Origin of the sequence: Mycobacterium sp. (assembly GCF_049647605.1) — a bacterium.
Classification (GTDB): Bacteria; Actinomycetota; Actinomycetes; order Mycobacteriales; family Mycobacteriaceae; genus Mycobacterium.
This window is the reverse complement of the sequence record NZ_JBARXZ010000163.1, coordinates 1-13,357: the sequence shown is the minus strand read 5'-3', so window position 1 is coordinate 13,357 and position 13,357 is coordinate 1. Positions and strand designations below refer to the sequence as shown.

The window sequence follows — 13,357 nt, the reverse complement described above, 5'->3', positions numbered from 1 at the left end:
GTTGTTTCTGCGCCACTGCTGTTTCCCACCGGCAGCATTCGAGCGCCGCGGCAAATACTTCGGGCACCCCTGGGCAATCGGCGTCGACGACGAACCGGCTTGCGAACATCGCGCCCGCGCCGGTCAGCAACCGCACTGGCAGCCACCCGGTGATTCCGTCGTCAACGACACCTCGGTTGCCGTGTTCAAAGCCGCGAACCCGGCGCCCGCCGGGAGCACACTGACTCGCGTGTGCCACCGGATCACTCCGGTTCCACATCGCCACCACATCCACACAGGCGCTAGGAGGAACCATGAAATACGTGATGTCGTGGGTCAGTCGGCTCAACGGGTCCGAGCGGGAGAACGAGGAAGCCGTTCGGCGCGGCGCGGAACTGTTCTCGAAGTGGCAGCCTCCGCAGGGAACCACATTTCACCAGTTCGTCGGGCGGGTTGATGGCACGGGCGGGTACGCCGTCATCGAGACCGACGATCTTGCCGGGATTCTCGAGGGGGTGTCGCAGTTCAACCCGTTGAATGTGTTCGACGTTCATCCCGTCGTCGATATGGCTGACTGGATGGCAGCGACACAGAAGGGGGTGGCGTTCCGGGAGTCCATCGCCTGAACACCGGCGCCGCCGGGCCGGTGTGCTGTAGTTGCTACCCATGCGGGTTCTTGTGCAACGTGTGACATCGGCGAGCGTGAGCGTCGACGGCGAGGTTGTCGGCGCCATCGAACCGGCCCCGCAGGGGCTGGTGGCGCTGGTCGGCGTCACTCACGACGACGACGCGGACATCGCTTCGCGAATGGCCGAAAAGCTTTGGCAGTTACGCATTCTCGATGATGAACGCAGCGCCGCCGATGCCGGCGCTCCCATCCTGGTCATCAGCCAGTTCACCTTGTATGCCAATACCGTCAAAGGGCGTCGCCCGTCGTGGAATGCGGCGGCGCCCGCGGCGGCGGCTGAGCCGGTGGTCACCGCATTCGCCGCGCAGTTGCGCCGGCTGGGAGCGACCGTGGCGACCGGGGTGTTCGGTGCCGATATGTCGGTGTCGCTGGTCAATGACGGCCCGGTGACCGTGCTTCTCGAATTGGATTGAGCCGGTGAGCCGGATCGCCGTACCGGGGTCATCGTGATGCAGGACAAGTAACCGCCAGTTCACTATCCGGACTATGGTCCGGATAGTAGGGTGGGCCCATGACGACGCAACTCGATGCACAGCTCAACGCCCGAACCCCACTTGCCCTCGGCGTGTTCCGGATCGTCGTAGGCCTGCTGTTCCTGCTGCACGGCACTTCGAAACTGCTCGGCTGGCCCGGCGGGCCGCAAGTGCCCTTCGGTACCTGGCCGTACTGGTACGCCGGTGTCATCGAGGTTGTGGTCGGCCTCTTGGTGGCGATCGGCCTGTTCACCCGGCTCGCCGCCCTGGTCGGTGCCGGACAGATGGCCGTCGCCTACTTCTGGCAGCACATCCCGACCGACTTCTGGCCCATCAACAACCAAGGCGAGCCGGCGGTGCTGTTCTGCTTTGCGCTGCTGCTGTTGGCCTTCGCCGGTCCGGGCGCACTGGCGGTCTCGCGCCGCTAGCCGCGCCCACAAGATCCGGGGCCGACGGGCGACTGGGTTACAGACCCAAATCCTTTCGGAATCGGGTCATCCCGTCGATCTTCTCGGCGAGAGTGGCGTCCGGGCCGCTGTAGAACATCCACGGCATGGTCAGGATGTGGGTGATCCCACCGGCTTCGGCGCGCTCGTAGTGCTCCGGGGTGAACGCGTCCGTCAGCGGTGTCAGCACGGTGAAACCGTCCATGGACAGCCCGTTTTCGGCGCGGATCCGGCGGATCCGGTCGACACCGTCGAGTGCGCGGTCTGTACTGATGAGGTCCCCGATCCAGCCGTCGTGGCGGGCCGCCCGCCGCAGCGCGATGTCGGAGAGTCCGCCGACGAGGACCGGGATCGGTGGCGGGCTCGGTTCCATCTCCAGGCGCGGGGTCTGATAGAACTCGCCGTCGAACTCCGTCCACCCCGGCTCCCACAGCCGCTTCATCAACTCCAGCATCTCGTCGGTGCGGCGGCCGCGCCGGTCGAATTGCTGGTCCAGCAAGCTGAATTCGTCGCGGCACCAGCCGACGCCGATACCGAGATCCAAGCGCCCCTGCGCAAGATAGGCCGCGGTGCCGATCGCCTTGGCCGAGGAATACACCTCACGCATGGCGGGGATGTAGACGGTGGTGACAAATCGCAGGCGGGTGGTCACCGCGGCCAGGGCGCCGATCAGGACCCAGGGGTCGGGCCAGTGGGTGAACGGTTGCCAGCGCCGTTGGCCGTCCTTGGTGTAGGGATACGGCGTCTGCAGTGTCTCGAGGTTGACGACATGATCGGGCACCCCGAGCCCGTCGTAGCCGAGATCGTCGGCGGCCTTGGCGATTTCGACGGCTTCACGGGTATCGAGGAAGCCCGTGCTGACGTAGAAGCCCAGGCGCATCTAGCCGGTGTCCCGCGCCCAGGAAGGCAGGATGAACACGCCCTCGGCCTCCACGGTGGGACCCTCCTCGTCGGCGATGAATCCGCGGGCAAATGTCTTGACGCCGTCGACGCGCTCGATGTAGGCCTCGGCGCGCAACGCCCCCAGCGGGGTCCCCCGCAGGTACTTGCACGAGATGGTGCCGGTGAAGGCGGGTTTGTGGCCGTCACTGGCCGCTTCGCCCAGGATGTGGTCGAGCATCAGCGCACAGACCCCGCCGTGCACATGCCCGGGCGGCCCCTCGTACGGCGCGCCCAGGTCGAACTCGGTGACACACCGGCCGTCGGCGCGCCGTTCGATCTTCAGCGGCGGGGCAAATGCGTTCCGCAGCCCGATCGCCGGATTACCCCACGCCTGCCCGCGCCCGTCGACGCTGTACCTCACGCCGAACGGCCCTTCGAGCTGCTGGGCGCGAAGGCTGGCGGTCACCGCCTCGATGGAGGCCTGCGCCGCCCGGACGGTGTCCTCGTCGACGGTGGTGCGGATGGTCGCGTCCAGCAGCTCGCGCACGGACTGCGCAAACGGCCCGTACAAGGCCTGCTGCCGGTCGTACTCCTCGTTGCTGATCGGCACATACGTGAACTTCTCGCGCACCGCATCCTCCTGCCCGCGTGCTGCACCAGCCCGCACAACCTTGATATCACCAAGGGTTCTATGAAAAGCAGGGGGGTCGCCTCACGGCGGAAACCGGCTACCCGAAAACTCTGCGCACAACGGCCTTTGCCCGTCGCGTCACCCGCAGGTAGTTGTCCAGGAACTCGCCGCCGTCGTCGGTGGGCCAACCGGCGGCCACCGCCACCGCATTGAGCTGGCGTCCCGGACCGGGCAGCTGGTCGGTGGGTTTTCCGCGCACCAGCACCAGCGCATTCCGGGCCCGGGTGGCCGTCAACCAGGCTTGCCTCAGCAGGTCGACGTCACCTTCGGCGATCAGTTCGGCCGCGCCGATCGCGTCCAGCGAGTCCAGCGTGGAGGTGTTGTGCAGGGCCGGGATCTTGTGGGCGAACCGCAGCGCCAGCAGCTGCACCGTCCACTCGACATCGGCCAGACCACCCCGCCCGAGCTTGGTGTGGGTGTTGGGGTCGGCGCCACGCGGCAGCCGTTCGGCATCGACACGTGCCTTGATCCGCCGGATCTCCTGCACCGCCTCGTCGGACACCCCGCCTTCGGGATATCGCGTGGCGTCGGCCATCAGCAGGAACTGTTCGCCGAGTTCGAGGTCACCGGCGACGCGGTGCGCCCTCAGCAGGGCCTGGATCTCCCACGGCTGTGCCCACTGCCGGTAGTAGGCGGAGTACGACGCCAAGGTGCGGACCAGCGGCCCGTTGCGGCCTTCGGGCCGCAGGTTGGTGTCGACCTCCAGTGGCGGGTCGGAGCTCGGGGTGCCCAGCAGGGCCCGCACCTGTTCGGCGATCGTCACCGACCATTTGACGGCCTTGGTCTCCTCCACCCCGTCGGTCGGCTCGCACACGAACATGACGTCGGCATCGGAGCCGTAGCCGAGTTCGCCACCACCCAGGCGGCCCATCCCGATCACCGCGATCCGGGCCGGAATCTCGCCGCTCTCAGGGGTATTGGCGCGGATGACCGCATCCAGCGCGGCCTGTAGCACCGCCACCCACACCGAGGTCAGCGCCTTGCACACGCCGCGGACATCGAGCATCCCGAGCAGGTCGGCCGACGCGATGCGAGCCAGCTCGCGCCGGCGCAGGGTGCGCGCGGCGGCGATCGCCTTGACCGGGTCGGTATGGCGCCCCATCGCCGCGATGAGTGCGCGGGCCACCCCGTCCGGTTCGACGTCGAGCAGTTTGGGTCCGGTGGGCCCGTCGGCGTACTGCTGGATGACCTCGGGGGCGCGCATCAACAGGTCGGGTACAAACGCCGAGGTGCCGAGCACGTGCATCAACCGTTTGGCCACCGCGCTCTCGTCTCGCAGGCTGGCCAGATACCACCGGGCGTCGGCGAGTGACTCGCTGATACGCCGATACGCCAGCAGCCCGGCATCGGGGTCCGGGGTGTCGGAGAGCCAGTCCAGCAACGTCGGCAGCAGCACCGCCTGCACACGCGCCCGACGGCCGCCCTGGCTGGTCAGGGCCGCCAGGTGCGTCAGTGCGCTGCGGGGCGCCTGGTAGCCGAGCGCAGCCAGCTGTCGCTCGGCCGCCTCGTTGGTCATTCCGTCCTTGTTCGGACCCGGCGCGAAATCGACTGCACCCTCGATGGATTCGAGTAGCGGCTGGTAGAACAACTTGGCGTGCAGCCGCGATACCCGCAGGCTTTGCCGTTTGAGCTCCTCACGCAGCACCCCGAGTGCGTCGTGCTGGCCGTCGGGCCGGATGTGTGCGGCACGGGCCAGCCAGCGCAGCGCCTCTTCGTCATCGGGGGCGGGCAGCATGTGGGTGCGTTTGAGTCGCTGTAGCTGCAGCCGGTGCTCGAGCAGCCGCAGGAACTCATACGACGCCGTCATGTTGGCGGCGTCGTCGCGGCCGATGTAACCGCCGGAGCCCAGCGCGGCCAATGCCTCCACCGTCGAGGTGACGTGGAGAGAACCGTCGTTGCGGCCGTGGACCAGCTGCAGCAGCTGCACCGCGAACTCCACATCGCGCAGTCCCCCGGTGCCGAGTTTGATCTCCCGGGCCCGCACATCGGCGGGTACCAGTTCGACAACCCGGCGCCGCATCGCCTGCACGTCGACGACGAAGTCCTCGCGTTCGCAGGCGGTCCACACCATCGGCATCAGCGCCGCCATGTACTGCTGGCCCAACTCGGCATCTCCGACTGCCGGGCGAGCCTTCAACAGCGCCTGGAACTCCCAGGTCTTGGCCCACCGCTCGTAGTAGGCGATGTGAGATTCGAGGGTGCGCACCAACTGGCCGCGTTTACCCTCGGGGCGCAGCGCGGCGTCGACCTCGAAGAAGGTTTCCGAGGCCAGCCGCATCATCTCGCCGGCCACCCGGGTTTCGGTGGCGTCCGCGGTGGCCCCGACAAAGATGACGTCGACGTCGCTGACGTAATTGAGTTCGCGCGCACCGCATTTGCCCATCGCGATCACCGAGAGCCGCGGCGGGGTGCCCCCCTTGCAGACGACGGTGGTCGCCACGTGCAACGCGGCGCACAGAGCAGCGTCGGCCATGTCTGCCAGATGCGCGCCAACCGTCGGGAACTGCAGTACGGGTTCGTTTTCCACTGTCGGGGCGACATCGAGTGCCGCCAACACCAGCAGCCGGTCCCGATACAGCTTGCGCAGGGCGGGAGCCACTGTCGCAGGCGGTGTTTCGGGCGTGACGTCGGCGACCGCGGCCAGGAACATCCGCTGCAATTCCCCCGCCGACGGCAGGGTGGCGGGGGGTGTCGTCTGGGAGTTCGACTTCCCGCCGTCATCACCGGAAAGGAGATGCCACGAGCTGGGATGCGCCACCAGGTGATCGCCGAGCGCCAGCGACGAGCCGAGCACCGCCAGCAACCGGCCGCGCAGCACTTTGTCGTTGAGCAGGGCTTGGTTGAGTTCGTCCCAGTCCGGGCCGAGCGCATCGGCCACCCGCACCATCGCGTGCAGGGCGGCGTCCGCATCAGCTGCCCGCGACAGCGACCACAGCAGTTCGATGTGGGCGTCGGTGTCCCACCCGAGCCGGGTGAGGTGGGCCTGCGCAGTCCGGTCGACCAGACCGAGCCGGCCGACGCCGGGCAGCTTGGGGCGCCGCGTGGCGGGTTTGGGGGTGGACACGACAGCACGGTAACGCACCGGACCGGGTGCCCGGCAATCCCTGCGGACCTGATTAGAGCGACAGGTAGGTCTTGAGCTCGTAGGGCGTCACGGTGCTGCGGTAGGTCTCCCATTCGGTGCGCTTGTTACGCAGGAAGAAATCGAAGACATGTTCGCCGAGCGCCTCGGCGACCAGCTCCGAGCCCTCCATCGCTTCCAATGCGTTGCCGAGGCTGTTGGGCAGCTCGCGGTAGCCCATGGCCCGGCGCTCTTCCGGGGTCAGGCTCCACACGTTGTCCTCGGCCTGCGGCCCGAGCACGTAGCCCTTTTCGACGCCGCGCAGACCGGCGGCCAGCAGCACCGCAAACGCCAGGTACGGGTTGCATGCCGAATCGGGGCTGCGCACCTCGACGCGCCGCGACGACGACTTGTTCGGGGTGTACATCGGCACCCGCACCAGGGCCGAGCGATTGGCCGCTCCCCACGACGCCGCCGTGGGGGCTTCGCCGCCGTGGACCAGCCGTTTGTAGGAGTTCACCCACTGGTTGGTGACGGCGCTGATCTCGCTGGCGTGTTCGAGGATGCCCGCGATGAAGCTCTTGCCGACCTCGGAGAGCTGCAGCGGGTCGTCGGGGCTGTGGAAGGCGTTGCTCTCCCCCTCGAACAGGCTCATGTGGGTGTGCATCGCCGAGCCGGGGTACTCGGCGAACGGCTTGGGCATGAACGAGGCCCGCACCCCCTCGCCGAGCGCAACCTCTTTGACGACGTACCGGAAGGTCATCACGTTGTCGGCCATCGACAGTGCGTCGGCGTAGCGCAGGTCGATCTCCTGCTGGCCGGGCGCGCCTTCGTGGTGGCTGAACTCCACCGAGATCCCCATCGATTCGAGCGCGTCGATGGCGTGGCGGCGGAAGTTGGGGGCCGAATCGTGGACGGCCTGGTCGAAATAGCCGCCGTTGTCGGCGGGCACCGGCACGCTGCCGTCGTAGGGGCCCGGCTGCAGCAGGAAGAACTCGATCTCGGGATGCACGTAGCAGGAGAAGCCCAGATCACTGGCCTTCGCCAGCTGCCGGCGCAGCACGTGCCGGGAGTCCGCCCAGGACGGGGACCCGTCGGGCATGGTGATGTCGCAGAACATCCGCGCCGAGTGGTGGTCGCCGCCGCTGGTGGTCCACGGCAGGATCTGGAAGGTCGACGGGTCCGGGCGGGCCACGGTGTCCGATTCCGATACCCGCGCGAAGCCTTCGATGGAGGAGCCGTCGAAGCCGATCCCCTCTTCGAATGCGCCCTCGAGTTCGGCGGGCGCGATCGCCACCGATTTCAGGAATCCCAGGACGTCGGTGAACCACAACCGAACGAAGCGGATATCCCGTTCCTCCAGCGTACGCAGCACAAATTCCTTCTGGCGATCCATGACCGCGAGCGTATGCATAGCCTGTTAACTCCGTGTTACAACGGTGAGTCGGCTGGCCTCAGCAGTAGAGATTCGGCGGTGGAACGACCCCGTCCACGAGGTAGTTCACCGTCGCGGTGTCCACACACTGCAGCCCGTTGAACACCACGGTGTGCTGGGACCCCTCGAACGTGATCAACGGCGCGTGCAGTTGACGAGCCAGGTCGACACCGGCCTGGTACGGGGTGGCGGGGTCGCCGGTGGTCGATACCACCACGACCTTTCCCGGCGCTGCCGGAGCGGCCGGACCCGGCGCCGAGGTGGCGGGCACCGGCCAGAACGCACAGATACCGCGCGGGGCGAACCCGGTGTACTCGCCGTAGGACAGCAACGGCGCGACCTGACGCATCCGGAGGTCGAATTCGGCCCACGCGGCAGGATCGGTCGATTCCGGCGAGTCGGCGCAGCGCACCGCGTTGAACGCGTCCTGCTGATTGCTGTAGTGCCCTTGCGGGTCCCGCTTCTGATACGCATCCGCCAGCGCCAGCAGGTCGTCGGCATCGGAGCCGCGCTCCAAGCCGAGCAGGCCGCTGGTGAGGTAATCCCAGTAGCGCGGGGTGTACAGCGCGTTCCCGGTGCCGATGATCGCATCGGAGTAGCTCAGCCCGCGCGGGTCGACGGTCTTTCCGGGCTGCTGCACCAACGGATCCACCAGGGCGTGGTACCGGTTGACCCACTGCGCGGGGTCTTGGCCGATCGGGCAGGCGGCCGAACGTGCACAATCCGCGGCGTAGGTGTTGAAGGCCGCCTGGAATCCGGCGTTCTGTCGGATCGTCTCTTCCATCGGCGGCACCGCCGGGTCGATGGCTCCGTCGAGCACCATGGCACGCACCCGGTCACCGAACTGCTCGAGGTACGCGGTTCCGATCTGCGTGCCGTAGCTGTAGCCCAGATAGTTGAGCTGCTCGTCGCCGAGAATCTGGCGCACTCGGTCGAGGTCCCGGGCCACGTCGGCGGCACCGAGACTGGCGAGGAATTCGGTGCCCATTCGCGCCGCGCACTGGTCGGCGAATTGTTGGTAGCGGGCTTCGATGGCGGCGACGCCGGCGGGACTGTAGTCGACCATCGGCTCGTGGCGCCAGGCATCGAACTCGGCGTCGGTGCGGCACCGCAGTTCGGGGGTGGAGTGGCCGACACCGCGCGGGTCGACCCCGATCAGGTCGAAGCTCTCGGCTATCGGGCTGCCGACCAGGGCGGCTCCCATCCCGGCCACGGTGTCCACCGCCGACGCACCCGGTCCGCCCGGGTTGACGAACAGCGGACCGATACGCGCACCGGTCGCCGGGATGCGGATGACGGCCAGCTCCGCCTGCGGTCCGGCGGGATCGGCGTCGCTGAAGGGCACCGAGACCGTTGTGCACTGCGCGGTGGGCAACACCTCGGGTCCATAGCCGAACTGTGAGCAGTCGCCCCAAACCTGTTGCGAAACAACAGGTTCAAGACTGGGACTGGGTTCGGCCTGTGCGCTGGGCGCCACCAGGCCTGCCATCGACGCCGACAAGGCTGCTGCGAGCAGCATCGAGCCCGAGACCTTGGTACGACGCATGCACACATCGTCGCACGCCCATCGCGGACCGGCGTACCCCAGCCGGTCACGCTCAGGTCTCTTTTACCGAGGCGCGCCGATCAACATTTGGCCTCCGGAGGCGGCATCGCGCCATCGATCAGGTACTTGGTGGCGAAGTCATCGACGCAGGTGTTGCCCTGGAACGCCACCGTGTGCTGCGTGCCGTTGAACGTGACCAGACCGCCACCGAGTTGGTCGGCCAGCTTCACCCCGGCCTCATACGGGGTGGCCGGGTCCCCAGTGATCGAAATCACCAGCGTCGCAGGCAGGTCCGGCACCGAAAGCTCGTGCGGCTCGGACGTCGGCGGCACCGGCCACATGTTGCAGGTCTGCTCGGGCACCAGTCCGGTGAAGTCACCGAAGGCCAGGAACGGCGCCACCTCGCGCAGCCTGCGATCCTCGTCGACCAGTACCGCCTCGTCGGTGATCCGCGGTTTGTCCATGCAGTTGACGGCGATCCGAACGTCGGTGGCATTGGTGTAGTGACCGCTGCCGTCACGGCGCATGTACATGTCGGCCAACACCAGCAGGGTGTCGCCGTGGCCGTCCTTGAGCTCCGAGAGGCCCTGGGAAAGGTGGCGCCACAGCATCGGCGAATACAACGCCATGATGGTCGCCGTCGTCGCATCAAAATGTGACAGGCCCCGCGGATCCTGGGTGGGAGCCGGCTTTTGCTGGTACGGCGCCAACAGATCCTTGTACACCGCAACGGCTTTCGCGGGGTCGGTACCCAGCGGGCAGTCCGCGCGCTTGGCACAGTCGGCAGCGAAGTCGTCGAAGGCGGACTGGAAAGCCGCCGCCTGGGCGATATCGGCTTCCACCGGGTCGGCATTCGGGTCGATCGCGCCGTCGAGGATCATCGCGCGGACGTTCTGCGGGAACTGTTCGGCATAGGTGGAGCCGATCCGGGTCCCGTAGGAGTAGCCGAGGAAGGTCAGCTTCTCGTCACCGACGGCCTCCCGGATCCGGTCGAGATCCCGGGCCACGTTGTCGGTGCCCATATTGGCCAGGAAGTCCTCGCCCATCTTGTCGACGCAGCGCTGGACGAACTCCTCGGTCTGCTTGTTGAGGTATTCGACCCCTTCGGGCGTGTAATCGATCAGCGGTTCGGCACGCTGCCGATCGTTGTCGGCATCGGAGTTGCACCACAGCGCCGGACTCGAGGAGGACACTCCGCGCGGGTCGAACCCGACGAAGTCGAAGCGCTCCCGGATCTCGGGCGGCAGAGTGGGGATCAGACCGAATGCGGCCTCGATCCCGGACTCCCCCGGGCCGCCGGGGTTGAACACCAGCGAGCCGATCTTGTCCCCGGTCGCCGGGAACCGGATCAGCGCCAGGTCCACGGCGTCACCGTCGGGTTCGTCGTAATCGACGGGCACCGCCAGGAAACCGCACTGGGTGCCTTCGGGTAGATCCGGCTCCTTGGTGCCGCCGGTGAACTTGCACGGCTCCCAGGTGACGTTGGTGCCCGGTCCGGCACCGGCGGCGACCGGGTCCCCGTCGACCTGCCGGGTGCAGCCGGCCACTCCCAGCACCAGTCCTGCCGTCGTGAGCCCGATCAGGGCGGCGCGAAAGGAACGGTTGCGTCGACGCGAACTCATGGGCAACATGCTGCCATGCGGGTCCCGGGAAACCCCTAAGCCCAGCTAGGCGCGCCTCCTGACGCCACGATGTCAGCTGTTGGCCGCGACGAGCAACTCCTCCATGCCGGTGTGGAAGTCATCGGCCATCGACCACAGATCGGGCAGCAACTCCGGGCACGACACCAGGCCGATATCGAGCTTGCCGCTCAATGACATCACGGTGATGTTCAGACCGGAGCCGTGGAAGATGGGCCCCAGCGGGTACATCGCCCTGACCTCGGAGCCCAGGAAGTACAGCGGCACCTGCGGGCCGGGCACGTTGGAGCACACCAGGTTGTGCACGGGCCGAGCCTCGGTGAGCCGGGACCGTGCGTAGACGCGCATCGCCGCGCCGAACACCGCGGGGGCGGCGAACTGCGACCAGTCCTGGAGCAGGTTCGCCGAGATCGCCGAACTGTGTTCCTTGGCAACGGAGCTGCCCTGTGCGATCGCCGCGAGACGTTCCCCGGGATCGGCGATGTTGGTCTCCAGGCTCGAGAACATGCCGGACACCTTGTTACGCCCGGGCCGGTCCGATCTGTCGTGCACCGACACCGGAACCATCGCCACCAGGGAGGCGTCGGGCAATTCGTCCCGCTCCAGCAGGTAGTGGCGCAGCGCTCCGGAGACCAGGGCCAACACCACGTCGTTGACCTTGACCCCGTAGTGGTTCTTGACCTTCTTGACGTCCTCGAGGTCGAGTTGAGCGAAGGCGATGTTGCGGTGTGAGGTCACATTGGCGTTGAACGCCGTCTGCGGGGCGTTGAACGGGCTGGCCATCGCCTCGCCCGCCACCGCGCGGCGGACCGTATCGACGACTGTGGTGACCGTCGACGGCAGTACCTTGGTGGCCAGGTGGACGGGCCGATTCGCAAAACGAACCAGGCCCCGGGCCGCGATCTCGAACTGACTGGCGTCACCGGAGCCGGGCACCAGCGCAGGCGGCTCGGCCACGGGTTCGGTGGAGCACAGCTGCGACAACAGGTTGGCGCCGGTGACACCGTCGACGGCGGCGTGATGGACTTTTGTCATCACCGCCAGCCGGCCACCGGCCTCGGCGTCGGTGCCCGCAACGTTCTCGATGATCCACATTTCCCACAACGGTCTGGTGCGATCCAGCGGCAGCGACGCGATGTGTCCGCAGATCTCGGCCAGCTCGGCGCGGCCGCCCGACCCCGGCAACCCGATCCGGTGCAGATGTCGGTCGACGTCAAAATCCCTGTCCTCCACCCACACTGGATGATCCAGGTTGAATGGGCTGTCGGCGAGCTTGTCGCGGAACTCCGGCATCGCCGCGACCCGGATGGCAAGTTCGTCCCGGAGGCGCTCGAAGGTGTATCCGCCCGGCATCGTCGAGGTGTCGACGTCGAGAATCGAGCACACGTGCAAAGGCTGTGATGGCGTTTCGAGATACAGGAAGCTGGCGTCGAGGCCGCTGAGCCGTTGCATGCGGCGATCGTATGTCCCCACACCGGATGCTGTGAGGAACTCCACTCAACTCGGTGTTCACCTGAGCATGACGGCCTGGCAGACTTGAGCCCGTCAGCCGACCCGGGGACCCGTCATGCGGGCCTCGAGGAGCGAACCGACCAGCACAGAGGACATCGATGTCTGAGCAAACTGTCTACGGCGCTGCCGTGAAGACCGATGAAGATCAGCCCGCGAAGCGGTTCAAAGTTCGCACCCATCACCTCCAGCAGTGGAAGAGCGAGGGCCACAAGTGGTCCATGCTCACCGCCTACGACTATTCGACGGCACGAGTATTCGATGAAGCCGGCATTCCGGTACTACTGGTGGGCGATTCCGCAGCCAATGTGGTCTACGGGTATGACACCACCGTCCCCATCACCATCGACGAACTGATCCCGCTGGTGCGCGGTGTCGTCAAGGGCGCTCCACATGCACTGGTGGTCGCCGACCTGCCGTTCGGCAGCTACGAAGGCGGCCCCGCCCAGGCCCTGGCGACCGCCACCCGCTTCATGAAAGAGACCGGCGCCCACGCGGTCAAGCTGGAGGGCGGTGAACGCGCCGCCGAGCAGATCTCCGCGCTGACGCTGGCCGGCATCCCGGTGATCGCACACATCGGCTTCACCCCACAAAGCGTCAACGGCCTCGGCGGATTCAAGGTGCAGGGCCGCGGTGACGCCGCCGAGCAGACCATCGCCGACGCGATCGCCGTCGCCGAGGCCGGTGCCGTCGCCGTGGTGCTGGAGATGGTGCCGGCCGAGTTGGCCACCCAGATCACCGGCAAGCTCACCATCCCCACCGTGGGTATCGGCGCCGGACCGAACTGTGACGCCCAGGTGCTGGTGTGGCAGGACATGGCCGGTATGACGTCGGGCCGAACGGCGAAGTTCGTCAAACGGTTCGCCGATGTCGGCGGGGAGCTGCGCCGGGCGGCAACGCAGTACGCCAGCGAGGTCTCCAGTGGGACCTTCCCCGCCGAAGAGCACTCCTTCTAACTACCCCCCGGTTACGCCCAAACTCACGTTCGGGTGCAAAAACCCCTGGTT

The 13,357-nt window shown here is 67.2% G+C and carries 11 protein-coding genes; 4 read left to right on the top strand and 7 right to left on the bottom strand.

Annotation, left to right across the window (positions count from 1 at the left end; all coding sequences use genetic code 11):
- Window positions 1-293: 293 nt before the first annotated feature.
- The 3 genes from WBB07_RS21235 (at window position 294) to WBB07_RS21225 (ending at window position 1,568) form a co-directional block, all read left to right on the top strand.
- A complete protein-coding gene (locus tag WBB07_RS21235; RefSeq protein ID WP_526310340.1) occupies window positions 294-605 on the top strand; it encodes a DUF3303 family protein in 312 nt (103 codons plus the stop codon).
- Window positions 606-645: 40 nt separating this feature from the next.
- Window positions 646-1,080: a D-aminoacyl-tRNA deacylase gene (dtd, locus tag WBB07_RS21230; RefSeq protein WP_526310339.1), complete on the top strand. Its 435-nt coding sequence runs from the start codon at window positions 646-648 to the stop codon at window positions 1,078-1,080.
- Window positions 1,081-1,178: 98 nt separating this feature from the next.
- Entirely contained in the window at window positions 1,179-1,568 is a 390-nt protein-coding gene (locus WBB07_RS21225) for a DoxX family protein (protein WP_526310338.1), read from the top strand.
- A gap of 37 nt (window positions 1,569-1,605) precedes the next feature.
- On the opposite strand, the gene WBB07_RS21220 is transcribed toward WBB07_RS21225, so the two are convergent.
- The 7 genes from WBB07_RS21220 to WBB07_RS21190 form a co-directional block, all read right to left on the bottom strand.
- Window positions 1,606-2,460, bottom strand: a complete 855-nt coding sequence (locus WBB07_RS21220; protein WP_526310357.1) for a TIGR03619 family F420-dependent LLM class oxidoreductase — start codon at window positions 2,458-2,460, stop codon at window positions 1,606-1,608.
- 6 nt (window positions 2,461-2,466) lie between these two features.
- Window positions 2,467-3,099, bottom strand: coding sequence for a PaaI family thioesterase (locus tag WBB07_RS21215; RefSeq protein ID WP_526310337.1), 633 nt, complete (start codon window positions 3,097-3,099; stop codon window positions 2,467-2,469).
- 97 nt (window positions 3,100-3,196) lie between these two features.
- The gene (locus WBB07_RS21210; protein ID WP_526310336.1) at window positions 3,197-6,223 is read right to left on the bottom strand and encodes a bifunctional [glutamine synthetase] adenylyltransferase/[glutamine synthetase]-adenylyl-L-tyrosine phosphorylase; all 3,027 of its coding nucleotides are present in this window, start codon (window positions 6,221-6,223) and stop codon (window positions 3,197-3,199) included.
- Between the two features lie 52 nt (window positions 6,224-6,275).
- Complete coding sequence (gene glnA, locus WBB07_RS21205) at window positions 6,276-7,616, bottom strand: type I glutamate--ammonia ligase (RefSeq protein ID WP_526310335.1); 1,341 nt, start codon at window positions 7,614-7,616, stop codon at window positions 6,276-6,278.
- 58 nt (window positions 7,617-7,674) lie between these two features.
- Window positions 7,675-9,201, bottom strand: a complete 1,527-nt coding sequence (locus tag WBB07_RS21200; protein ID WP_526310334.1) for an alpha/beta fold hydrolase — start codon at window positions 9,199-9,201, stop codon at window positions 7,675-7,677.
- A gap of 80 nt (window positions 9,202-9,281) precedes the next feature.
- The gene (locus WBB07_RS21195) at window positions 9,282-10,829 is read right to left on the bottom strand and encodes an alpha/beta fold hydrolase (protein WP_526310356.1); all 1,548 of its coding nucleotides are present in this window, start codon (window positions 10,827-10,829) and stop codon (window positions 9,282-9,284) included.
- Between the two features lie 66 nt (window positions 10,830-10,895).
- A complete protein-coding gene (locus WBB07_RS21190) occupies window positions 10,896-12,293 on the bottom strand; it encodes a WS/DGAT/MGAT family O-acyltransferase (RefSeq protein WP_526310333.1) in 1,398 nt (465 codons plus the stop codon).
- A gap of 158 nt (window positions 12,294-12,451) precedes the next feature.
- Here WBB07_RS21190 and panB point away from each other — a divergent pair, with 158 nt between their 5' ends.
- A complete protein-coding gene (gene panB, locus WBB07_RS21185; RefSeq protein ID WP_526310332.1) occupies window positions 12,452-13,306 on the top strand; it encodes a 3-methyl-2-oxobutanoate hydroxymethyltransferase in 855 nt (284 codons plus the stop codon).
- Window positions 13,307-13,357 lie beyond the last annotated feature (51 nt).